The organism is Pseudomonas sp. DW-iso17, assembly GCF_058725345.1.
Genome location: NZ_JBZXEA010000006.1, coordinates 123981 through 147016, shown reverse-complemented (window position 1 = coordinate 147016; position 23036 = coordinate 123981). Strand labels below are relative to the sequence as shown.

Genomic DNA, 23036 nt, shown 5'->3' with positions numbered 1-23036 from the left:
ACCGTCGAGGCGGTCCATGTTGGCTTCGGTGGCGTGGCCGGCGTTGGCGCCTTTGATCACCGCTGCACCGGTGTCTTCGTTGTCGACTTCATCCCAACTCAGCATGGAAATACTCCTTCCTGGTACTCGAAAAATAAATGTTTTTGCAGGCTACAAGGCATTGAAATACTGCGCGTAGTGTGATCGGTAAAATACCGGCGCTGCACACTATGTAGTGGTCTGATCTGTTTGTAGGCACACTATATGGGGTGTAACAAAGTTGGTCAACGCACAAGATGTGCGGTCATAGGTCGCTGCTGGGCACGACACATAATTTTTCGATATATCATTATCGAATAAATAAATAGGTATTTATTCCTTTTAATATTTTATCCGGCAGCGCATTTTGAGGGCCTGCGCATTCGTGCGGATTGACCCAACAGCCAAAAGGAAAGCCGACATGACCATCAAAGCGATCAACGTGCGCAACCAGTTCAAAGGCGTGATCAAGGAGATTCTGCTGGGGGAAGTGGTGTCGGAAATCGACGTGCAGACCGCATCGGGCATTGTGACGTCGGTGATCACCACGCGCTCGGTGCGTGACCTGGAATTGAAGGTGGGCAGCGAAGTGATTGCCTTTGTGAAGTCGACGGAAGTGTCCATCGCCAAGTTGTGAGTGGACAAAACAGCCCGGGAAGAGGCGCGTTCTCTTCCCGTGCAACTGCGACCGAAGTCAGCGGTTTTGCAAGCAGATCTCCATGCGTTCGACGCCTTCCTCCAGCATCAATCGTGGGCAACCGAAGTTCAGGCGCACGAACTGTTGGCTGTCATCACCAAATTCGATCCCCGCGCTCAGGCCGACCTTGGCCTGCTCAAGGAAAAACTGCTGTGGGTCATCCAGGCCAAGAGCGCTGCAATCGAGCCACGCCAGGAAGGTGCCCTGTGGTGCATGCATCACCACGCCGGGCAGGCGGGTTTTTACCGCATCAAGCAGGTAGTCGCGGTTGGCTTGCAGGTACTGCACCAGCGCGCTGAGCCAGTCGGTGCATTCGCTGTAGGCGGCGCGGGTGGCTTCCAGGCCCAGAGGGCTGACGCTGTCGACCATGCCGCAGCGCGCCTGATTGAAACGCTCGCGCACCTCGGCGTTCTGGATCACGGCGAAGCAGGTCTTCAGGCCGGCCACGTTATACGCCTTGCTCGCCGACATCAGCGTGATGGTGCGCTGGGCAATCTCTGGGCTGAGGCTGGCGGTGGGGATGTGGCGGCGGCCGTCAAAGCACAGCTCGGCGTGGATTTCGTCGCTGATGATCAATGCGCCGGTTTCCAGGCAGGCATTGGCCACTGCCATCAGCTCTCCACGGGGAAACACTTTGCCGATGGGGTTGTGCGGGTTGCTCAGCAACAGGGCTCCGGCCCCGTTTAGGGCTTGGCGCATCGCGGGCAGGGGCGTGAGGAACTCGCCGTTGACTTGCTCGAACGGCACCTCGATGCGTGGCAGGTTCCAGTTGCCGGGCGCCAGGCGAATCGGCCGATAGTTGGGGGTTTGCAGCACCACCGCCTGGCCAGGCTGGACGAAGGCGTGCAGGGCCATATTGAAGCCAGGCTCGACGCCAGGCAGGAACAGCAGTTCTTCGGGCTGTACGCGCCAGGCGTACTTGGCCCACAGGTCAGCGACGATGGCGTCGCGCACGTCCGGGCCGGCCACGCTGTAGCCGAGAATCTGCTGGTCGAGCCGCGCGTGCAGGGCTTGCAAGATGGCGGGCGGCGCGGCGATGTCCATGTCAGCGATCCACATCGGCAGAACATCTTTCGGGTAACGGCTCCACTTGGTACTGCCGGTATCGAAGCGTGGGTGGATGGTTTCGAAATCAAAGCTCATGGACAGGCTCGTATCAGGGCGGCGGTAAAAGAATGGCGCCGATTCTAGCGTCATTTGCTTTAATGCACGATGTTGCTCACGCCTTCAGAGATAGGTGCCTACCGGCAAATTAAGGCCGATCACATCCTCACTGCTGATTGGCCGGGTGCTTTTGATCAAGAAGTCGGTCTTGCGATCCCCGGTCAGATCAATACCCAGAAAGTACCTGTTAGTGGCAGGGTTTCGCACGAGGATAGTGTCGCCAGCCCGGCCGCTGTACTGGCTGACATAGTTAAGGGTGACACCTTCTTTTGCGCTCATTTCGCTCAGGTCGATTGTGTCTTTGCCTGTAGTGAAATCCACTAGCAGGTCGGCGCTATCACGGAGCGAGTCGGCGGCGGCGCGGTACTTGAACGTGTTGAAACCGCCGTTGCCCATCAATTTGTCGGCCCCGGCGGCACCCACCAGTACGTTGTCAGCGCTATTGCCGGTAATACGGTCAGCGCCATTACCGCCAATTGCATTCTCGATGACGGTGTCAGTTGCGATACTGATATTGCCCTTCAGGCCCCCGATATCCGAGCTTGCGCCGGGCGTGAGATCAATTCGCTGGTTTTGGCAGAAGGCAGAGAAGTCAAACGTGTCGTTGCCTGCTTTGTCTGCGACAGTAAAGTGCGGCTTATCGCAAGGTGACGTAAGAGACGTACCTGCTTTGCCGCTGTTGGAGTTGAATCCATAGACGGTATCGGTAGGGCTGCTTTCAGGCTGAGGCGCAGGCTTGGGACATGGTTGGGGCTTTGGCTCAGGTGTCGGGCGCGGGGTTGGCTGCGGCTCGGGTGCTGGGGTAGGGTCAGGCTTGGGCTGTGGCGTTGGCGCTGTATCGGCAGACGTAATAAGGTCTTCGGACTTTATGGGATGTTTACTCAAAATCTTAAACGCAGACGTGGTACCTCCGCTCACGTCCAGCGTTAACGTGTACATATTGATAGTGTCATCGTACGCCAATACCAGTTCACCTTTACGGCCGGTCAATTTGCTGACTATGTCTGGCTGGCGGATGCCGGCCTCTTTAAGGACGTTAACTAGGTCAATTTTATCGACGCCGCTGGTGAAGTCAGTGATGGTGTCCGGTTTGCTGGCAGAGGTGTCGCTGGCTTTGCTGTATACAAATGTATCTTCACCACCACCTCCTGTGAGGTTGTCGGCCCCGGCTCCCCCGGTTATATGATTGTTAGCCTGATTGCCGATCAGTACGTCATTTCCTGAGCCGCCAATGGCATTTTCCATAACGACGCCTTTGGCAATGGACACATTACCGCGCCGGCCGCCCACGTCCGAGAGTGCCTGGGCATTAAGGTTAATTCTCTGGTTCTGTTTATATCCGGAGAAATCCAGTGTGTCATTGCCACCGCCATCCCAGATACAAAAAGCTACCATGTCATCGGAAGACTTTAAACTGTAGTAGTCGCGTTCTGCGTTTGAGTTGAATCCGTAAGTTGTATCGCCTTTACGAGTTTCATAGTTGGGTTCGTAGAGACGCTGAATCGCTTCGATATCATGCATCATTGGCGTTGAGGTGGCGTCAGAGACGCTGACGCCATTGGTCGCCGGACGGTACCAAGGTGTGTTATAGCTCATGGCAGTATGGGTTTTGCTATTCTCCGGATAGTTACCTTCCGGATGTTGAAGCCCCAAACCATGGCCCAGTTCGTGAATCATTGAAGCGTTCAAGGGGAATCTGCTATCTCCTGTACCAATGCCTATGTTCTGAAGACTCCCTTGATCATTTGGGTAGACCGCATAGCCCCCTACACCGCTGTTGGCGTGAAGCACAAAGGAAGCATCCGTATTCTTGGCATGCTCGGTAAACTTGACTTTTACCACATCCTCCCAGGCCTGCATTGAACTTCTGAAGGCTTTTTTTCTGGCCTCGCTGAGCTCGAGGGCCCCCCCATTCTTGAGCCAATTCGTGTCGGGGTCATTCGAGTTGAAGAATTTGTAGGAAACGTCAATTTTGCCGTCGTTATTTTTGTCTTTGATTTTGTAATTATTTCGCGTCAGGTTTTTTGCGACTTTATCTGAAAGTGAAGAGGCAACTGAGTTGTTTGCAGTCGACTGAAGTTGCGCGGGGGGCGCTGAATATTCAGAGTGGTCGCGAAGAAAGTTAGGCCGAACGCGCGGGATCGCTGACATGATTGTTTCTCAATGTAATGTTAATAGTGGGAGTGTTTACATAGGGGTGGCAGACGCAAAGTACCTAATTCAATGGCTAGATGAAAACTGACTCTGTATTGCAGTATGTTGGCGTGTTCAAGCTGCATGCCTGTGAAATAGCGGCCAATAGGGCGAGTGTGTTCCATGACCGACAAGTTCTGTGTCAAAAGCGCCATCGCGCTGGGGATTTAGTCAGGCGAGGGCTATTTTGGTGCATCTCAATAATCAGAGTAGCCATGGATGAAATACCAACCCTTGAGTCACACCTTGATTGCTACCGCGCTGGTAGTAACGATCAACGGGGTGCATGCAGCTTCCCAGGCCCCGGCTGCGGGTGAAAATGGCATGGTGGTCACGGCCCAGCACCTGGCAACCCATGTGGGTGTCGATGTGCTCAAGGCCGGCGGCAACGCGGTCGATGCGGCGGTGGCGGTAGGTTATGCGCTGGCGGTGGTGTACCCGGCGGCGGGCAATCTGGGAGGCGGTGGCTTCATGACCGTGCAACTGGCGGACGGGCGCAAGACCTTCCTCGACTTCCGCGAAAAAGCCCCGTTGGCGGCGACGGCTGACATGTACCTCGACAAGGCCGGCAATGTGGTCGAAGGCCTCAGCGCCAAAGGCCATTTGGCGGTCGGCGTACCGGGCACGGTGTCCGGCATGGAACTGGCCCTGAGCAAATACGGCACACTCAAGCGCGCCCAAGTGATTGCCCCGGCGATCAAGCTGGCGGAAAACGGCTTTGACCTGGAGCAGGGCGATATCGACCTGTTGCACACCGCCACCGGTGAGTTCGAAAAAGACCAGGATATGCGTGGCATCTTCCTGCATAACGGCGAGCCGATGCAGGTAGGCCAGAAGCTGGTGCAGAAGGACCTGGCCAAGACCCTCAAGGAAATCTCGGCCAAGGGCACCGACGGTTTCTATAAAGGCTGGGTCGCCAAGGCGGTGGTGGATTCCAGCCAGGCTGGCAAAGGCATCATCACCCAGGCTGACCTCGACGCCTACAAAACCCGCGAACTGGCCCCCATCGAGTGCGACTACCGTGGCTACCATGTGGTCTCGGCGCCGCCACCCAGCTCGGGCGGTGTGGTGATCTGCCAGATCATGAATATCCTCGAAGGCTACCCGATGGCCGATCTGGGCTATCACTCGGCCCAGGGCCTGCACTACCAGATCGAAGCGATGCGCCACGCCTACGTGGACCGCAACAGCTATCTCGGCGACCCGGACTTCGTGAAGAACCCCATTGAGCACCTGCTGGACAAAAACTACGCGGCCAAGCTGCGCGCGGCGATCGAACCGCAGAAGGCCGGTGACTCCCAGGCGATCAAGCCAGGTGTATCGCCCCATGAAGGCAATAACACCACCCACTATTCCATCGTCGACCAATGGGGCAACGCGGTCTCGGTGACCTATACCCTCAACGACTGGTTTGGCGCCGGGGTGATGGCGAGCAAGACCGGGGTGATCCTCAACGATGAAATGGACGACTTCACCGTCAAGGTCGGCGTACCGAATATGTATGGGCTGGTGCAGGGCGAAGCCAACGCCATCGCACCGGGCAAGGCGCCGCTGTCATCGATGAGCCCGACCATCGTCACCAAGGACGGCAAGGCGGTGATGGTGGTCGGTACACCGGGGGGCAGTCGCATCATCACTGCGACTTTGCTGACCATCCTGAATGTCATCGACTACAAGATGAATATCCAGGAAGCCGTGGACGCGCCGCGTTTCCACCAGCAGTGGATGCCTGAGACCACCAACCTTGAGACGTTTGCCGTGAGCCCGGATACCCAGAAGATTCTCGAGAGCTGGGGCCATAAGTTTGCAGGTCCCCAAGATGCCAACCATTTAGCCGCGATCCTGGTCGGTGCGCCTTCTCTGGATGGCAAGCCGGTGGGTAACAACCGCTTCTATGGGGCCAATGACCCGCGACGCAATACGGGGTTGTCGTTGGGCTACTGAAGCCTGGTACGGTAAAAAATGTGGGAGCGGGCTTGCCCGCGAAAGCGGTGGGTCAGTCTATGCATGTGCTAGCTGATACAGAGCATTCGCGAGCAAGCCCGCTCCCACAGGGGGCAGTGTGTCAGGGCTTGAGCAGCTGGGTTACTGCGGCAAATGCCGCCTGGCGCCGTTGTTCCCAGTCTCCACCAATCACCACCCGTGGCTGTCGATGCTCCTGCATCCACTCCAGGCTGGCCTGAAAAAACGCCCGGCGATCCGCCAGTTCCGGCTGGCAGCGCTGGCCGTCGGCACTCCATTCCACGTCTTCGGGGGAGAGCAGCAGGTGCAGGTCGTAATGCCGCGCCAGGAGTTCGTCATCAAGCCAGCCGGGGTAATCGCCGAACAGGGTCTGGCTCCAGAGTTTGTTAGTCAGCAGGTGGGTGTCGAGGATCAGCAACGCGGGGCATTTGGCGCGGGCGGCATCCTCCCAGGCCAACTGGCCTTCGGCGATGGCCGGGATATCCGCCAGGGTGGTGTCGCGCTGATGCTGATCGATGAAGTACCGCACATATTCCCCCACCATCAACCCGCCGAAGTGCGCGTGCAACTGCGCCGCCAGCCAGCTCTTGCCGCTGGATTCGGGGCCCGCCAATACCACCACTTTCATGTGCGCAACGCCGGGTCGGCGCGCCACTCGCGCCAACCTTGCACGGCAATCACGGTAAACAGCGCGTAGAGCGCGGCGGTGAGGTAGAGGCCTTTGTAAAGGAACAGGCCGACGAAGATCACATCGACCACGATCCATAATGCCCAGCACTGCACGCGTTTTTGCGCCATCCACATCTGCGCCACCAGGCTGAAACCGGTGAGCGCGGCGTCCAGCCAGGGCTGGGCGGCGTCGGTCCAGTGGGCCATGGCGGCACCCAGCAACAGGCTGCCGACGGCGCCAACAGCCAGGCTGGCCATGATCGCCGGCACGCCCAGGCTAGTGACCTGGCGGCCCTGCTTGACCTCGCCGGCGCGGGTCCACTGCCACCAGCCGTAGACCTGCAAGGCCGCATAGACCAATTGCAGGAGCATGTCGGAGTAGAGCTTGACCTCAAAGAAAACCCAGGTGTAGAGCAACACCATCACCAGGCCGATGGGCCAGCACCAGGGGTTTTGTTTGACCGTTAGCCAAACGGCGATCACCCCCAGGGCGGCGGCAAACAGTTCAAGCCCGGACATGGCGGATCCTTGGGGGAGTGGGAGAGGGCGGTGATTGTACCTAGAGCCCAGCGATCTTCAAACGTGCACCACCGACACTAAGGCAAGCCCCCGCCCATCGGGGTATACCGGCTTCAGTTATCCATTGCACTCAAGATCGCATAAGCCACTTTCACCCGTTCGGCATTCGGGTAGTTCTTGTTGGCGAGGATTACCACACCCATGTCCTTGCTGGGTACATACGCCACATAAGCGCCAAAGCCGCCGGTGGAGCCGGTTTTGTTGTAGAGCACGTTGGCGGGCTGCGGCTGGGCGGGTTTGAGCCAGTTAACCTTGTGCGGCTCCATCGCCATCGGTGTGGAGTTGCCGTCAAGCAACGCTTGCAGGGCGATGGGGTAGGGGTAGCGTTCCCAGCCCAGGCCCTGGGTCATGCCGTTGACGGTGTAGTAGCCGGCGTGAGTGGTGGCAAGGGCCTGCTGCACCGGTTGCTCCAGGGTTTGCGGGTGCATGTTCGCGATCACGTAGCGGGCCAGGTCCTGGCTGCTGCTCTTGAGGCCATAGGCTTCGAAGTCCAGGGCGCCGGGGTTGACACGTACCGGCTTCTGCTGGCTGTCATAGCCCTGGGCGTACTGGCCGGCCTTGTCGGCGGGGACGCGAGTGTAGGTATTGGTCAAGCCCAGCTTGGGCAGCAGGGTTTTTTCCATGGCGACGGTGAACGGCTGGCCCAGGCTTTTTGCGGTCACGTAACCGAACAGGCCAATGCTGGGGTTGGAATACAGGCGTTGTTCCCCCGGTGCGTAAGTGGGTTTCCACTGCCGGAAATAATCCATCATGGTGGTTGCACTGTCGGCGGCATCCGGAAACTGCAGCGTCAGGCCGCCGGCGGTATAGGTGGCCAGTTGCAGCAGGCTGATGCGATCGAACGCGCTGCCAGCCAAAACGGGCAGATGTTGGCTGGTCATGTCCGACAGCTTGAGCTTGCCGATGGCCTGGGCATACCCGCCGAGGGTGGCGTTGAAGGTTTTGCTCACTGAGCCGATTTCGAACAGGGTGTTTTCAGTGACGGGTGCCTGGGTGTCTTTGGCGGCGACGCCGTAGTTAAAGTATTGCACTTTGCCGTGCTGGACGACCGCGACCGTCAGGCCCGGGATGCCTTGCTGTTTCATCAGAGGGGTGACGTGGCTGTCCACGACCTGGCGCATGTCGGTGGCGGCCATGCAGCTGCCGGCGCCCAGCAACAGGGCTGAAACCGCATATTTTTTCAGGGTGTGTTTCATGGTTCGCTTCCATGTAAATAAGGCAGTGGCGATGGTGGCCTGCGCAGGCGTGGCAAATGTAGGTGGATTTCCCGACGTGGGCAAACGATGATATCTCGCACCAGCCATTAGAAAAATTTGGGTCATGTCATGCTGCGTTCCCACCTGCCGCTCAATGCCTTGCGCGCCTTCGAAGCGTCGGCGCGCCATTTGAGCTTTACCCGTGCGGCCATTGAGCTGTGCGTGACCCAAGCGGCAGTCAGTCATCAGGTCAAAAGTCTCGAAGCGCAACTCAACGTCACGCTGTTCAAGCGCCTGCCTCGGGGCTTGATGCTCACCAGCGAAGGCGAATCCCTGCTGCCCGTGCTGCGTGACGCCTTCGACCGTATCGCCCTGACCTTGGATCAGTTTGAAGGCGGCCATTACCGTGAAGTCCTGACGGTGGGGGCGGTCGGTACCTTTGCGGTGGGCTGGTTGCTGCCACGCCTGGCGGATTTTCATAGCCGCTACCCGTTGATCGACTTGCGCTTGTCCACCCACAACAACCGCGTGGATGTCGCCGCCGAGGGCCTGGATTATGCCATCCGCTTTGGCGCCGGCGCGTGGCACGGCACCGATGCGTGCCCTTTGCTTGAGGCACCGTTGACGGTGTTGTGCGTGCCGCAGATTGCCGAACAACTGCGCAGCCCGGCTGACGTGTTGAAGCATACCTTGCTGCGTTCCTACCGTGCCGATGAGTGGAACCTGTGGTTCCAGGCCGCCGGTTTGCCCAGCGATACCCGGGTGCCGCGCAGCGTGGTGTTCGACTCCTCGCTGGCAATGATGGAGGCCGCGCTGCAAGGTGCCGGCGTGGCACTGGCGCCAGCTCGTATGTTTTCGCGGCAATTGGAGAACGATGTGATCCGCCAGCCGTTCGAGATGGGGATCACCACCGGCAGCTATTGGTTGACGCGCTTGCAGTCGCGGGCTGAGACACCCGCGATGGTGGCGTTCAAAGGGTGGTTACAGGCGAGTGTTGCCTGAGCTGACGCCGATCAGTCTAGCGAACGCAATGCCCAAAGCAATGAAGATCAAAGGTGGCAGCTGGCTTGCCTGCGAAAGCGGTTGTGCAGTCACAGGTGCAGCGACTGACACACTGCCTTCGCGGGCAAGCCCGCTCCCACCGTCAGCGCTTGGCTAGGCGAGGTATTGGCGGAACCATCCCAGGGTGCGTTCCCAGGCAAGGTTCGCCGCTGCTTCGTCATAGCGCGGTGTCGAATCATTATGGAAGCCGTGATTGGCGCCCTTGTAGATAAACGCCTCATACCTCGTCCCCGCGGCCTTCAATGCCTGTTCATACGCCGGCCAGCCTTCATTGATGCGCGTATCCAGTTCACCGAAATGCAACAGGATCGGCGCCTTGATGCGCGGCACGTCCTTGGCGTCGGGTTGGCGCCCGTAGAAAGACACTGCCGCGCCCAGTTCCGGGTAGGCCACCGCCGCTGCATTGGTCACGCCACCGCCATAACAGAACCCGGTGATGCCGACTTTGCCCGTGCTGCTGTCGTGGTGCATCAGCCATTCGATGGCGGCGAAAAAGTCGTTCATCAGTTTGGTCGGGTCGACGGTCTGTTGCAGTGCCACGCCTTTTTCATCATTGCCAGGGTAGCCGCCCACCGAGGTCAGGCCGTCCGGGGCCAAGGCGATAAAGCCGGCCTTGGCCAGGCGTCGGGCGACGTCTTCGATATAAGGGTTCAGGCCCCGGTTTTCATGCACCACCACCACGGCTGGCAGTTTGCCTGCGGCCTTGGCTGGGCGTACCAAGTAGCCGCGCACGGTGCCGTTGCCTTTGGGCGAGGGGTAGGTGATGTAGTCGGCGACGATATCCGGGTCGGTGAATTTCACCTGTTCGGCCAGGGCGTAATTGGGGCTCAGGGCCGCGAGCAATGCCGAAGCGGTGAGGCCACCGAGGGTGAACAGCGCGGCGCGGTCGAGAAATTCGCGGCGGTTGATCTTGCCGTGGGCATAGCCGTCGTAGAGTTCCAGCAGTTCGGGAGCAAAGTCTTTCGCGGTCAGACGAGTCATCGGTGCAGTCCTCGATTAGCGGTTGCCGTCACTGTAGACCAGGATCAAACCTCGCGGCCATGGGCAGCGGCGGCCAGTTGCCCGGTGTCGACGCGCACGAACACCGAGTCGCCGACGGCGGTGAGCACGCTGCCTGCATACACTTCGCAGACCACACGGCTTTTGCGGCCGATTTCGCCTTCGACCCGAGCCCGCAGGACCAGGGGCACCCCCATGGGCGTGGGTTTGATGAATTTGATCCCCAGATTACCGGTGACGCAGTCGATGCGCGGCAGGCTGCCGGGTTCACGCTGTTCGACGCGGTAGTGGTAGGCCATGGCGGTCCAGTTGGAATGGCAGTCCACCAGCATGGCGATCAGCCCACCGTAGACCAGATCCGGCCAGCCGCTGTATTTGGCCTCGGGTTGGTGCTCGGCAATGACGTGCACGCCATCGTCATCCCAGCGGCTCTTGATGTGCAGGCCATGTGGGTTGCTGCTGCCGCAGCCGTAACAGATGCCGTCCGGCGCCGTGGTGTCCTGGAGAGAAGCGCTGTGCATGCAGAGTCCTTGTTGTTGTTTGGCGACGCTTCTATTTAGCAGGCCAGGGGTCAGCGAGCAAACTTCTTCGCCCCGGCCACGCAGCCGATCACCGCCACCGTCACCAGCACCATGCCCAGGCTGACCTGTTCATGCAGCAAACCCGCCGCCAGCGCCAGGCCGAAGAACGGTTGCAGCAACTGCAACTGGCCAACCGCGGCAATCCCGCCTTGGGCCAGGCCGCGGTACCAGAATACAAAGCCGATCAACATGCTGAACAACGCCACATAGCCCAGGCTCAGCCATGCCGGCAAGCTGATACCGCTGAGGGTGGACGGCGCCAACAACAGGCTCAAGGGCGCCACCACCGGCAGCGACACCACCAGCGCCCAGCAGATCACCTGCCAGCCGCCCAGGTTGCGCGACAGCTTGGCGCCTTCGGCATACCCCAGGCCGCATGCCAGCACGGCCAACAGCATCAACACATCGCCCGCGGGTGCGGCGCTCAAGCCTTGAGCAATGGCATATCCCATCACCAACAGGCTGCCCAGGACCGAAAACAACCAGAACACCGGCCTCGGCCGTTCACCGCCGCGCAGCACACCGAACACCGCCGTAGCCAGTGGCAGCAGGCCGATAAAGACGATGGAGTGGGCCGAGGTCACGTACTGCAGGGCCAGGGCCGTCAGCAGTGGAAAGCCGATCACCACGCCAAGCGCGACGATAACCAGCGGTGCCCATTGCTGGCGTGTGGGGCGTTTTTCCTTGAATACCCCCAATAGGCACAACCCCAATAGTGCCGCGAGGGTGGCGCGGATCATGGTCAGGAACACCGGATCGAATTCCATCACCGCCAGGCGCGTGGCTGGCAGCGAGCCGCTGAAAATCACCACGCCGATAAAACCGTTGATCCAACCCTGGGTGCTGCTGTCCAGAGTGCCGAGAGGAGAAGTGCGTTCCATGGGGGACCTGTCCGAAAATGGCAGTTGCATGCTGGGCATCCTAGGATTGAAGATTAAGACAATCAAAAAATTGTCATGGATACATCCCTATGCCCCGTGCTCGCTACAAGACGCTGGTCGATACCTTCGCCGAGGCCATCCGCAGCGGCCAATTGCAGCCCGGCACGCGCTTGCCTACCCATCGGCAATTGGCCGCCGAGCATGGCCTGGCACTGGTCACCGCCAGCCGGGTGTACAGCGAGTTGGAAGCCATGGGCCTGGTCAGCGGCGAAACCGGGCGCGGCACCTTCGTGCGTGAAATCGCGTTGCCGCCAGGGCAGGGCAGCGGGCAGATGACGGTTACGGCGGGTGTGCTCGATCTGAATTTCAACTACCCGTCCTTGCCGGGCCAGGCCGAGCTGTTGCGCACGGCGTTGCGCCAGCTCGCCCTGTCTGGCGATCTGGAGGCGCTGCTGCGCTACCAGCCCCATGCCGGGCGTGTGCACGAGCGCGCCGCCGTGGCCCGGCACTTGTTGAACCGAGGGTTGGCGGTGCAAGCCGAGCAGGTGCTTGTCGTCAGCGGCGCCCAGCATGGCCTGGCGGTGAGCATGATGACCTTGCTCAAGCCTGGGGATGTGGTGGCGGTGGATGCATTGACCTATTCGGGGTTCAAGGTACTGGCCGAAACCCTGCACCTGGAACTGGTCGCCATCCCAGTCACCGCCAGCGGCCCGGACCTGGACCACCTGCACAGCCTGTGTCGCCAGCGCCCGGTGCGAGCGGTGTACAGCATGCCGACCCTGCATAACCCGCTGGGCTGGGTGATGAGCCTGGCGCAGCGCGAGCGTTTGGTGGCAATCGCCCGGCAGCACGACCTGATGATCATTGAGGATGGCGCCTATGCGTTTCTCGCCGAAGAAGCACCGCCACCTTTGGCAACTCTTGCACCGGAGCGCACGGTGTACATCGGCGGGTTGTCCAAGAGTGTCGCCACCGGTTTGCGTGTGGGCTTTATCGCTGCGCCTATGGCGTGGGTAAGCGGGTTGGAACGCACGATCATGGCCACTACCTGGAACGTGCCGGGGGTGATGAGCGCGATTGCGGTGGGCTGGCTCGAGGACGGCACGGTGGCGCAACTGGAGGCGCAAAAGCGTGCGGATGCCCAGGCTCGTCAAGCGTTGGCAGCACAGGTGCTGAGGGGCGTGAAGACCATCAGCCACCCGTCATCCTACTTTCTGTGGCTACCGTTGGCGGAAGACGCCCGCGCCGATCAGGTCGCCATGACCTTGCAGCGGGCGGGCATCTCGGTTTCAACCGCCGAACCGTTCGCGGTCTCGGCCCAGGTGCCCCACGCACTGCGCCTGGCCCTGGGTTCGGTGCCGATGGCGGCGTTGCGTGAGGCGCTGGTGAAGGTGCGCAAGGTGGTGGCGTGGTGAGCGATCTTCAGTACTTGTAAGCCTGGCGACCAATCAGCAGCCATTTGCCATGCTGTTTTTGCCAGACCTGGAAGTTATCGATATCGGTTGGTGTGTCCACACCGCTGTTCACTGCCAGGGCGTGGAAGTGGTTGCGCACCAGGGCGGTATCGCCATTGAGGGTGATGGTCTGGTTTTGCATCTCCAGGGTTTTGAATGCGCTGGTATGGGTTTCCAGGTCGGCAATGAATTGCGCCTTGTTCTGCACCTTGCCGCTGGAGTGGCCGTAGGTGAGCTTGTCGGACGTCAGTGCATGAAGCTGCTTGAGGTCCAGGTGCAGCATGGCTTGGGTCAATTGATCGACTGCCTGGGCTACATCCTTCTCGGCTGCGCCGGGCGCGGCGGCGACGTAGCCGCAGAACAGGCACAGAAATCCGATCAGCACTTTGAAGTTGGGCATGGGGGTTTTCCTTATTGTTGTTGGGAAATACGACGAGGTATGTCGTCGTACAACCATGCAATATTCTCAAGGGGGAAGGAAAGTGAAATTTGCAGGAGCTTGAGGTGAGGAGGCGCTAGAGTGTTAATCACCATCCGCGCAGCCGAGGTACATCATGGATTTTGACTGGCACAGCGACGTCATCACCCGTGCTACACCCGTCACCCCTAGCTACAAAAACACCCAGAACGTGCGCCGCTTTATGCTTGAGCAGTGCGGCCCGGCGTTCAAGTTCAACCGTCCATTCATGGCGTGGATTCGTAATGGCGCACCCAAGACCTTGGGGGAAGTGGTGGAGGAGCGGCAGCGTCGCAACGAGGTTCTTCGGTCGTCGCACCACGGTGTTTGAACTGAAATATGAACAAAAAGTGTGGGAGCGGGCTTGCTGTGGCGAGGGAGCTTGCTCCCGCTCGACAGCGCAGCTGGAGCCGGCTTTTTTGGGGCGCTACGCACCCCAGCGCAAGCAAGCTTGCTCGCCACAGCAAGCCCGCATTTGAATGAGGAGCCCAGCTAGATAGCCGCCAGCGGTGGCGTACGCGGCGGGATCATCCGTTTGCTGCCGGTGGCTTCGAACGCCGAGGCAAAGCGCAACAGCGCCGAATCGTCATAGGCACGCCCGGCGAAGGTCAGCCCCACCGGCATGCCAATGTCCGCCATCACGCCCATCGGCACGGTGACGGTGGGTACGCCCAGGTGGCGGATGGCGAGGTTGCCGTTGGCGACCCATACGCCGTTGCTCCAGGCGATATCGGCAGACGCTTCGTTCACATCGGCATCGGCCGGTCCTACGTCGGCCACGGTGGGGAACAGCACGGCGTCAAGCCCCAGGGTGTCCATCCAGTCTTCCAGGTCCAGGCGCCGGGTTTGCTCCAGGCCGCGCAGGCCATCGGGCACGGTGCTGATCTGGTCCCATGGCGTGATGCCGCGTTGGGCCATGCGCACGTATTCGTCCATGCCGGCGGCCAGGTCGTCTTCACGGTTGGGCAGGGTGCCGGGGTCGTGGGGGAAGATGTTCGGCCCGTCCACATCGGCCAGGCGGTTCAGGTGCGGGTCGCCGTTGGCGCGCAGGAAGTCATCGAAGGCCCAGGCTGACAGTTCCCACAATTCGTCGTGGAGGAACTCTTTAGAGACCAGGCCACGGGTAAACACCGTCGGTGCGCCGGGGCGGTCGCCTTCGCAGTTGGACACCAGCGGGAAATCCACTTCGATCACTTCGGCCCCCGCCGCTTCCAATGCCTGGCGCGCGGCTTGCCACAGTTCAATCACCGTGGCGCGGGTGTGGATCTTTTGCCCGGTCGGGCCGCCGATACCAGGTTTTTCGCTGGTGCCAGCCTCCGGGTCGGCGTTGATGTACATGCGCGGCACGCCAAAGCGCTTGCCGGCCAGGCTTTCGCTGTTGACTGCCAGCGCCGCGTAGGACACCGGGCGCACCGAGGTGACGCTGGGGATTGGCACCCAGGGTTGCAGGCGCCACAGGTCGCCTCGTGTGTCCGGGTCTTCGGCCACCACGACGTCGAGCACTTCCAGCAGGTCGGCCATGGTGCGAGCGTAGGGCACTACCACGTCCATGGTCGGGGTCAGCGGCCAGTTGCCGCGCACGGAAATCACCCCGCGTGAAGGCGTGTAGGCACACAGGCCATTGTTGGAGGCCGGGCCGCGACCGCTGGACCAGGTTTCTTCAGCCAGCCCGAACGCGGCAAAGCTGGCGGCGGTGGCGGTGCCGGCACCGTTGGAGGAACCCGACGCAAACGGCGCGGTGAGGTAGTCGGCGTTGTAGGGGCTTTCGGCGCGACCGTACACGCCACGCTGCATACCGCCATTGGCCATCGGCGGCATGTTGGTCTTGCCCAGGCAGATAGCGCCACCGGCACGCAGACGCTCAATGGTGAAGGCATCGCGCTGGGCCACCAGCTTGGCAAACGCCGGGCTGCCGGATGCAGCCGTCAACCCCTTGACCAGGTAACTGTCCTTGGCCGTGTAGGGGATACCATCCAGTGGCCCCAGGGTTTGCCCCTTGGCGCGGCGTGCATCAGACGCCTGGGCTTCTTTGAGCGCATCGGGGTTGCGTACCACCACGGCGTTCAGTGCAGTGGCCGTCTGCGGGCCATCGTAGGCATCGATCCGCGCCAGGTACGCCTGCACCAGTTCAACTGCCGTGGTCTGGCCGGCTTCAAGCGCAGCGCGCAATTGGGCAATGGAGACTTCAGTAACTTGCATCACGTTTTTTTCGCCGCCTTCAAGTGGGGGTATGGCGGCAGTCTACGTACAGATATTTCACAAAACCAGCGCGGCATACTTCGTGTGGGCGGCGCGCAGGACATCTCGAGAAAGACGTCAGCAGGATTGCGAGCGGCAGTCTCTTGTCGCTAAGGTGGCCGCGTTGATTAACGTTGCACTTCAAGGAAGAGACCATGCAAAAACCTTATATCGCCCTGGCGGCCTTGCTGGGATTCACCGTCTATACCGTGGCGACCATGCTCACGGCCGAGCAATCACTGCTGGCATTTGGATGGGAACTGATGTCCAGACCCGATACGGCACAGGTGGTGATTGACCTGTATCTGATGGCGGTGCTGGCGTGTGTGTGGATGTACCGGGATGCGCGTGGGCGAGGGCGGTCGATGGCCTCAGTGCTGCCGTATTTTTTACTGACGGCAGTGTTTGTGTCGGTAGGGCCGCTGCTCTATATCGTGGTTAATGGATTTTCTCGCCGGGCCATGAAGTGAGGCTTGTTGCTCCCGTGACGACCTGCCAGCGACGCTGATCTGACTGACACACGACGATCCAAAGTGTGAGCTGGCTTGCCTGCGATGGCGGCCTGACAGTTGACGCTTCTATACCTGAAGCACCGCGATCCCACTGTGGGAGCGGGCTTGCTCGCGAAGGCGGCCTGGCAGTCAACACAGTTGGATTGTGGACATATCCATAGCAGATCAAGAGCGGCTCGCTTCGCATCGTGGTTACCGTTGAGCGCTAAGGAGTTGTGTCGATACCTATGGTCATCGCAGGCAAGCCACCCACATCTGGATCGTGGGGGTGTCAGGTAGATAGGCTTCGGCTAGCAGGCCGCCATCGCAGGCAAGTCAGCTCCCACATTTGGATCTAGTGGTGTCAGATAAATATGCGTCGGCTGGCAGGCCGTCACGGGAGCAAGCTCCCTCGCCACAGGTCCCGCGTCGCCCCAAAGTTGTAGATAACTACGGCTATGGGGCGACGTGATCGATCAAACGCCTTTGGTCGACGGCAACAGTACCGTGAGGATGCCCACCAGCGGCAGGAACGAGCACAGCTTGTACACGTATTCGATGCCGTGATGATCAGCGAGCATCCCGAGCAGCGCCGCGCCGATCCCGCTGAAGCCGAACATCAGGCCGAAGAATATCCCGGCGATCATGCCCACATTGCCCGGCACCAGTTCCTGGGCAAACACCACGATGGCCGAGAACGCCGAGGCGATGATAAAGCCGATGACCACGCTGAGTACGGCGGTCCAGAACAGGTCGACGTAGGGCAGGGCCAGGGTGAACGGTGCGGCGCCGAGGATCGAGAACCAGATGACTTTCTTGCGGCCGATCTTGTCGCCGATCGGGCCACCGGCAAAGGTGCCCACGGCCACTGCGCCGAGAAACAGGAACAGGTACATCTGCGAGCTGGCTACCGACAGCTGGAATTTTTCGATCAGGTAGAACGTGAAGTAACTGGTCAGGCTGGTCATGTACCAGTATTTGGAAAACACCAGCACAGCCAATACCACCAGGGCGAAGGTCACGCGGCCTTTGGACAAACCGTGGGTGGCCTGGCTGCCTTGCTTGAGCTTGAACAGGTTGAGGTGGTGGCGGTACCAGCGGCTCAAGCCGTACAGCACCAGGATGGCGAACACCGCAAACAGGCCGAACCAGGCAATGTGGCTTTGGCCGTAGGGAATGATGATCGCCGCCGCCAGCAACGGGCCGAAAGCGCTGCCGGTGTTGCCGCCGACCTGGAAGGTCGATTGCGCCAGGCCGTAGCGCCCACCGGAAGCCAGGCGTGCGACGCGGGAGGTTTCCGGGTGGAAGGTCGATGAGCCCACACCCACCAGCGCCGCCGCGAGCAATATCGCCGGGAAGTTGCCGACAAATGCCAGCATCAAGATGCCGATCAAGGTGCACACCATGCCCGCTGGTAATAACCAGGGTTTGGGGTGGCGGTCGGTGTGGTAGCCGATCCACGGTTGCAGCAGGGAGGCGGTCAACTGGAAGGTCAGGGTGATCAGGCCAACCTGGGTAAAGCTCAGGCCGTAGTTGGCCTTGAGCATCGGGTAGATCGACGGCAGTACCGCCTGGATCAAGTCATTGATCAGGTGCGCCAGGGCACAGGCGCCCAGGACGCGCATGACTAAGGGGCTTACTTGCGAGCTGGTCGAAGGTGCGGCGGGTGACGCTGTGACTGTGGACATGCGGGCATTCCGTACAAGGCAACTGACAGGCGTGGAGGCGGGCGGCGGTGATGTGAACCGCCACTCCATCTGGACTCGGCGTTTATGCTAGATTCGGCGCCAATGCCTGTCTCGCGCAATTCGGGCAGAAACCATCGCAAAAAGGGCGAAATGATCAAATCACTGGATAAATTTCTGCGAGAAATCGATGAGGGCGATTGGGCCGTCATCAGCTCGGCCACTGATTACCCCGAAAACTGGGTGATCCCCGAACACAGCCACAACAAGCACCAACTGCTGTACGCCATTGGCGGTGTGATGGTGGTGTACTCGGCCCTGAGGCAATGGACGGTGCCGCCCAATCGTGGCTTCTGGATGCCTTGCGGTCAAGTTCACTCACTGCGCTGCGTGGGTACGCTGAAGATGCGCAGCGTGTTCGTGCGCCCGGACAGCTTCCCCAACTTGCCGGCCGAGCCCAAGACGGTGACGGTCTCGCCGCTGCTGAGCGAACTGATCAAGGCCTCGGTGAGCTTGAAACCGCCGTATGCCGAGGACTCACGGGACGCGAGGATCATGCACCTGATTCTTGATGAACTGGCCATCCTGCCGGCTTTGCCGCTGTCTTTGCCGCAGCCTGCGGACCCGCGCCTGAGCCCGATCTGCCTGGCGTTGCAGGATGAACCGAGTGATGCCTCCACCGTCGCCGACTGGAGTGCGCGGTTGGGATTGGACCAGACCACCATCCAGCGCCTGTTCCGTAAGGAAACCGGCATGACCTTCGGCCAATGGCGCCAGCAGGCGCGGTTGCTGCTGGCGCTGGAGCGCATTGCGGTGGGGGAGAAGATCATCGATGTGGCGTTTGAGTTGGGCTACGAAAGCCCCAGCGCTTTTACCAGCATGTTCAAGAAACAGTTTGGCAAAACGCCGAGTCATTTTTTCAAGTAGCGTCGCTCGCCACGCGCGCGTGAGCAGGGCGCCGGGATGCCAGGTAAGCCAGCAGTGTGGCGACTACCAGCAAGGCGGCGCTCAACTCGAAGGTGGCCTGATAACCGCTCAAGTCGAATGCCACACCACCGACGGTGGCACCGGCGGCAATCGCCAACTGGATGATGGCGACCATCAACCCCCCGCCGGCCTCAGCGTCGTCGGGCACGGTGCGCGCCAGCCATGTCCACCAGCCAACCGGTGCAGCTGTCGCTACCAGGCCCCAGCAGCCCAACAGCAGAGTGGTGACAATCGCTGAACCGCCGAACCCCACCAGCGCAAGGGCAATGCCGGCCATGATCAACGGAATGGCAATCAGCGTCGGGTACAGGTGACGCTTGAGCAAATGCTCAATCAACACCGTACCCGCCAGGCCGGCCAGGCCGAGCACCAGCAGCATCAGCGACAGGGTGGACACCTCGACCCGGGTCACGCCTTCCAGGAATGGCCGCAAGTAAGTGAACAGCATGAATTGGCCCATGAAGAACAGGCTGACGGCGCACATGCCCACGGCCACCTTGGAGTTTTTCAGCAGGCGCAGCGCATTGCCGGTGTTCGCTGCGCCGCTGTGCTTGAGCGCAGGCAAGCTCAGCCACAGCCAGGCCAGCGCAATCACGGCCACCGGCACCACGCAAAAAAATGCGCCGCGCCAGCCAATCAGGCCGCCAAGAAAGCTGCCCAGCGGCGCCGCGATCACCGTCGCCAGGGCGTTGCCACCGTTGACGATGGCCAAGGCCCTTGGCACTTGGGCGGGCTCGACCAGGCGCATTGCCGTGGCCGCCGACAGCGACCAGAAACCGCCAATCGCCACCCCAATCAATGCGCGCCCGAACATGAACACCGCGTAATTCGGTGCGAACGCCACCACGCTGCCAGAGACGATCATCAGCAGGGTCAGGGCCATCAGCAGGCGCTTGCGATCCATCCTCGCGGCAACCGCCGCGATCACCAGGCTGGTGAGCAAGGCAAACACCCCGGACACGGAAATGCCCTGGCCGGCCTGGCCTTCAGTGATGTGCAAGTCAGCGGCCAGCGGTGTGAGCAGGCTGACCGGCATGAACTCGGAGGCGACCAAGGCAAACGCCGCGAGCGACATCGCCAGCACCGCGCCCCAGCGTTGCGGTTGAGGGATAACGGAACTCACTGCAAGTGGCTCTGGAAGAAGGTGGTGAGCGTGTCAAACGGGATCAGTTCGACGCGGTCGTACAGGTCTACATGGCCGGCGTTGGGGATGACCAGCAATTGCTTGGGCTCGGCGGCGCGTTGGTAGGCGTCTTCACTGAATTCACGGGAGTGCGCGTCGGCCCCGGTAATCAGCAGCAGTGGGCGCGGCGAGATCGTCTCGATATCGTTGAAGGGGTAGAAGTTCATGAACTTGACGTTGCTGGTCAGCGTCGGGCGGGTGGTGGTCTGCGATGAGGCGCCTGCCGGGGTGACTTCGCCGCGCGGGGTGCGGTAGAAGTCGTAGAACTCGTCGCCGACCGGGTCGCCGGTAAGGCTGTGCGGCGTGCCACCGGTGTAGAGGGTCTCGCCGCCCTGGAACTCTACATAGCGCTGGTTGGCGGCCTGGCGCAGGATCTGCTGGCGCTGTTGCAAGGTCATGCCGTGCTTGAGGCCATTGCGGTTGGCCGCGCCCATGTCGTACATGCTGACGGTGGCGATTGCCTTGAGACGCGGATCGATCTTCGCAGCACTGATCACAAAACTGCCGCTGCCACAAATGCCGATGGCACCGATGCGTTCCCGGTCGACCTGTGGGCGAGTGCCGAGAAAGTCCACGGCGGCGCTGAAGTCTTCCACGTAGAGGTCGGGCAACACCGCGTTGCGCGGCGTACCGGCGCTTTGGCCCCAGAACGACAGGTCCAGGGACAGGGTCACGAAACCCTGTTCAGCCATTTTGGTGGCGTAGAGGTTGGCGCTTTGCTCTTTGACGGCGCCCATCGGGTGGCCGACGACCAGGGCTGCGTGCTTTGAGCCTGGGGCCAGGTGTTTGGGCACAAACAGCGTGCCTGCCACCTGCATGCCGTATTGATTGTTGAAGGTGACAGGTTCGGCCGTCACTGTGTCGCTGCTGTAAAAGTTATCCGCACCGTTAGACATATCGGCTCCAAATGAAGAAAGAGAAGTCACCAGCAAACCCAGGGCGAGCAAGAGGCGTTTCATAGGGATGTTCCTTGTGAAGTGTCCGCACATTTTCCGGGTGACGGCAGGGCTTCTGTAGTGCATTTGAGTGGATTACTTGCCTGATCCTCTGAGTTTCAGCGCCAGATGACGACGCCCGTGACTTGCGCGGGTAAAGTGCAATGAAGCATTGAAAGGGTCTGTTATGACGTCCACTCCCACCCCCCTGAACGCGCTGATCCAGTCGATTGGTTCGCGCACCCCGTCGCCCGGCGACTACGCGATGCCGATCCCCGGCCTGGGCTTTTATCGGCGTGAGCAACCCGCTGCGCCGGTGGTGTGCATGGTTGAGCCGTGCATCGTGCTGGTGGCCCAGGGCGAGAAGCAGTTGTGGGTCGGCGGCGAGGGCTACCCCTACGACACGTCCCGGTTCCTGGTGACGTCGCTGGACATTCCGGCCAATTCCGAGGTGCTGGCCGCCAGCCCCGAGCAGCCGTGCCTGGGGCTGACGTTCAAGCTGGACCTGCGCATGCTCGCGGAGCTGATCGCCCAGGGTGGCTTGCCGCCGGTGCGTGAGCGCGCAGTCATGAAGGGCGTGGGGATCGGCACGGTCACCGACGGCATGCTGGCCGCATTCGCGCGCCTGGTGGCGTTGCTGGACGAACCCGAGGCTATCCCGGTACTCGCGCCATTGATCCAGCGCGAGATTCATTACCGGCTATTGAAAAGCGACCAGGCCGGCCGACTGCGCCAGATCTGCTCGGTGGACGGGCAGGGCTATCGAATTGCCAAGGCGATCGACTGGCTGAAGTTGAATTTCGACGGGGCCCTGCGTGTGGAAGAGCTGGCAGCGCGGGTGCAAATGAGCGCGGCGACCTTTCACCATCACTTCCGGCAACTGACCGCGATGAGCCCGCTGCAATACCAGAAATGGCTGCGTCTGAATGAAGCACGACGATTGATGTTGAACGAGCACCAGGATGTCTCCAGTGCCGCGTTCAAAGTCGGGTATGAGAGCCCGTCGCAATTCAGCCGTGAGTACAGCCGGCTGTTCGGGGTGCCGCCCAAGCGTGATATGGCAGCACTGCGGGGCCGGGCGGGTGTCAGTGATCCGCCGGGGTCAGATTAGCGTAGAAGATGCAGCCGATAAGCCGTGCGAACAGGCTCAGGGTTTCCGGCAGGTTCGGGTCGTCGAACAGCATGGCCCGTGAGTCCAGCGCACACAGCGCCCCGAACAGGCGGCCATCGGGCAGAAAGATCGGCGCACCGGCGTAGCTTTCGATGGCGTATTGCTTGACCACCGGGCGTGACGCGAAACGGCCGTTCTGGCTGATCTGGGGGACGAACAGGGTGTGTGGGTTGATGCAGAACTCACTGCACAGGGTGGTTTCCAGGTCGAGTACGTCGTCGACGTTGATGCCCATTTGTAGCGGGTCGTAGGCCGAACACACCACCCATTCCTGGTCGGTGAACTTGGCGATGCCGGCGAATCTCATCCCGGTCAGACGAGTGACCAGCTTGAGGATATTGGTGGTTGCTTCAATTTCGGCAATGGCGGCGCGCTCGTCTGCGCTGAGTAACCTGTGTGCGGCGGTGACGCTTGAAACCATGCTGAACGCTCCA

The 23036-nt window shown here is 60.7% G+C and carries 22 protein-coding genes; 8 read left to right on the top strand and 14 right to left on the bottom strand.

Annotated elements, in window-relative coordinates:
- The first annotated feature begins 439 nt into the window (after window positions 1-439).
- The gene (locus tag AC4PS6_RS05710; RefSeq protein WP_003173733.1) at window positions 440-655 is read left to right on the top strand and encodes a TOBE domain-containing protein; all 216 of its coding nucleotides are present in this window, start codon (window positions 440-442) and stop codon (window positions 653-655) included.
- Between the two features lie 57 nt (window positions 656-712).
- Here AC4PS6_RS05710 and AC4PS6_RS05705 read toward each other — a convergent pair whose 3' ends face one another.
- Window positions 713-1858, bottom strand: a complete 1146-nt coding sequence (locus AC4PS6_RS05705; RefSeq protein ID WP_032903947.1) for a MalY/PatB family protein — start codon at window positions 1856-1858, stop codon at window positions 713-715.
- An 84-nt stretch (window positions 1859-1942) separates the two neighbouring features.
- Window positions 1943-4030: a M10 family metallopeptidase C-terminal domain-containing protein gene (locus tag AC4PS6_RS05700; protein ID WP_492180749.1), complete on the bottom strand. Its 2088-nt coding sequence runs from the start codon at window positions 4028-4030 to the stop codon at window positions 1943-1945.
- Window positions 4031-4291: 261 nt separating this feature from the next.
- Here AC4PS6_RS05700 and ggt point away from each other — a divergent pair, with 261 nt between their 5' ends.
- Complete coding sequence (ggt, locus tag AC4PS6_RS05695) at window positions 4292-6016, top strand: gamma-glutamyltransferase (protein WP_492180748.1); 1725 nt, start codon at window positions 4292-4294, stop codon at window positions 6014-6016.
- A 121-nt stretch (window positions 6017-6137) separates the two neighbouring features.
- Here the strand turns inward: ggt and AC4PS6_RS05690 are convergent, their stop codons facing one another.
- The 3 genes from AC4PS6_RS05690 to ampC form a co-directional block, all read right to left on the bottom strand.
- Complete coding sequence (locus AC4PS6_RS05690) at window positions 6138-6662, bottom strand: AAA family ATPase (protein WP_014718660.1); 525 nt, start codon at window positions 6660-6662, stop codon at window positions 6138-6140.
- Window positions 6659-7222 carry a nicotinamide riboside transporter PnuC gene (pnuC, locus tag AC4PS6_RS05685; RefSeq protein ID WP_014718659.1) on the bottom strand — a complete coding sequence of 188 codons (564 nt, stop codon included), beginning with the start codon at window positions 7220-7222 and terminating at the stop codon, window positions 6659-6661. Before pnuC ends, AC4PS6_RS05690 begins: the two co-directional genes overlap by 4 nt.
- A gap of 113 nt (window positions 7223-7335) precedes the next feature.
- Entirely contained in the window at window positions 7336-8478 is a 1143-nt protein-coding gene (gene ampC / locus AC4PS6_RS05680) for a class C beta-lactamase (protein WP_014718658.1), read from the bottom strand.
- 129 nt (window positions 8479-8607) lie between these two features.
- Between ampC and AC4PS6_RS05675 the strand changes: the two genes are divergently transcribed.
- Window positions 8608-9480: a LysR family transcriptional regulator gene (locus AC4PS6_RS05675; RefSeq protein ID WP_014718657.1), complete on the top strand. Its 873-nt coding sequence runs from the start codon at window positions 8608-8610 to the stop codon at window positions 9478-9480.
- 153 nt (window positions 9481-9633) lie between these two features.
- On the opposite strand, the gene yghX is transcribed toward AC4PS6_RS05675, so the two are convergent.
- Genes yghX through AC4PS6_RS05660 form a run of 3 tightly spaced genes read right to left on the bottom strand, consistent with a single transcriptional unit; the run spans window position 9634 to window position 12001 of the window.
- A complete protein-coding gene (gene yghX, locus AC4PS6_RS05670; RefSeq protein ID WP_032902927.1) occupies window positions 9634-10521 on the bottom strand; it encodes a YghX family hydrolase in 888 nt (295 codons plus the stop codon).
- Between the two features lie 44 nt (window positions 10522-10565).
- Window positions 10566-11060 carry a PaaI family thioesterase gene (locus tag AC4PS6_RS05665; protein ID WP_014718655.1) on the bottom strand — a complete coding sequence of 165 codons (495 nt, stop codon included), beginning with the start codon at window positions 11058-11060 and terminating at the stop codon, window positions 10566-10568.
- Between the two features lie 50 nt (window positions 11061-11110).
- Complete coding sequence (locus AC4PS6_RS05660) at window positions 11111-12001, bottom strand: DMT family transporter (protein ID WP_003190848.1); 891 nt, start codon at window positions 11999-12001, stop codon at window positions 11111-11113.
- Between the two features lie 89 nt (window positions 12002-12090).
- On the opposite strand from AC4PS6_RS05660, the gene AC4PS6_RS05655 reads away from it, so the two are divergent.
- Window positions 12091-13416 (top strand): aminotransferase-like domain-containing protein, encoded by a 1326-nt coding sequence (locus AC4PS6_RS05655; protein ID WP_130175711.1) that lies wholly within the window; start codon window positions 12091-12093, stop codon window positions 13414-13416.
- Between the two features lie 7 nt (window positions 13417-13423).
- Here AC4PS6_RS05655 and AC4PS6_RS05650 read toward each other — a convergent pair whose 3' ends face one another.
- Window positions 13424-13855: a nuclear transport factor 2 family protein gene (locus AC4PS6_RS05650; RefSeq protein WP_014718653.1), complete on the bottom strand. Its 432-nt coding sequence runs from the start codon at window positions 13853-13855 to the stop codon at window positions 13424-13426.
- Between the two features lie 154 nt (window positions 13856-14009).
- Here AC4PS6_RS05650 and AC4PS6_RS05645 point away from each other — a divergent pair, with 154 nt between their 5' ends.
- Entirely contained in the window at window positions 14010-14243 is a 234-nt protein-coding gene (locus AC4PS6_RS05645) for a DUF6434 domain-containing protein (RefSeq protein WP_336827295.1), read from the top strand.
- A 161-nt stretch (window positions 14244-14404) separates the two neighbouring features.
- Here the strand turns inward: AC4PS6_RS05645 and AC4PS6_RS05640 are convergent, their stop codons facing one another.
- Window positions 14405-16114, bottom strand: coding sequence for an amidase (locus tag AC4PS6_RS05640; protein ID WP_060767439.1), 1710 nt, complete (start codon window positions 16112-16114; stop codon window positions 14405-14407).
- Window positions 16115-16305: 191 nt separating this feature from the next.
- Here AC4PS6_RS05640 and AC4PS6_RS05635 point away from each other — a divergent pair, with 191 nt between their 5' ends.
- Window positions 16306-16620 (top strand): DUF2834 domain-containing protein, encoded by a 315-nt coding sequence (locus AC4PS6_RS05635; RefSeq protein WP_014718650.1) that lies wholly within the window; start codon window positions 16306-16308, stop codon window positions 16618-16620.
- A 497-nt stretch (window positions 16621-17117) separates the two neighbouring features.
- On the opposite strand, the gene AC4PS6_RS05630 is transcribed toward AC4PS6_RS05635, so the two are convergent.
- On the bottom strand, window positions 17118-18329 hold the full coding sequence (locus tag AC4PS6_RS05630; protein ID WP_032872382.1) for an MFS transporter: 1212 nt from the start codon (window positions 18327-18329) through the stop codon (window positions 17118-17120).
- Between the two features lie 102 nt (window positions 18330-18431).
- Here AC4PS6_RS05630 and AC4PS6_RS05625 point away from each other — a divergent pair, with 102 nt between their 5' ends.
- Window positions 18432-19253, top strand: a complete 822-nt coding sequence (locus AC4PS6_RS05625; protein ID WP_014718649.1) for an AraC family transcriptional regulator — start codon at window positions 18432-18434, stop codon at window positions 19251-19253.
- Here AC4PS6_RS05625 and AC4PS6_RS05620 read toward each other — a convergent pair.
- Together AC4PS6_RS05620 and AC4PS6_RS05615 are read right to left on the bottom strand one after the other, a co-directional pair.
- Window positions 19246-20436, bottom strand: a complete 1191-nt coding sequence (locus AC4PS6_RS05620) for an MFS transporter (protein WP_032902932.1) — start codon at window positions 20434-20436, stop codon at window positions 19246-19248. The genes AC4PS6_RS05625 and AC4PS6_RS05620 overlap by 8 nt on opposite strands.
- Complete coding sequence (locus tag AC4PS6_RS05615) at window positions 20433-21455, bottom strand: alpha/beta hydrolase (RefSeq protein ID WP_019817171.1); 1023 nt, start codon at window positions 21453-21455, stop codon at window positions 20433-20435. Before AC4PS6_RS05615 ends, AC4PS6_RS05620 begins: the two co-directional genes overlap by 4 nt.
- A 163-nt stretch (window positions 21456-21618) precedes the next feature.
- On the opposite strand from AC4PS6_RS05615, the gene AC4PS6_RS05610 reads away from it, so the two are divergent.
- On the top strand, window positions 21619-22542 hold the full coding sequence (locus AC4PS6_RS05610; protein WP_020302595.1) for an AraC family transcriptional regulator: 924 nt from the start codon (window positions 21619-21621) through the stop codon (window positions 22540-22542).
- Here the strand turns inward: AC4PS6_RS05610 and AC4PS6_RS05605 are convergent.
- On the bottom strand, window positions 22517-23023 hold the full coding sequence (locus tag AC4PS6_RS05605; protein WP_014718645.1) for a GAF domain-containing protein: 507 nt from the start codon (window positions 23021-23023) through the stop codon (window positions 22517-22519). The two genes, AC4PS6_RS05610 and AC4PS6_RS05605, sit on opposite strands and share 26 nt — an antisense overlap.
- Between the last annotated feature and the right edge of the window lie 13 nt (window positions 23024-23036).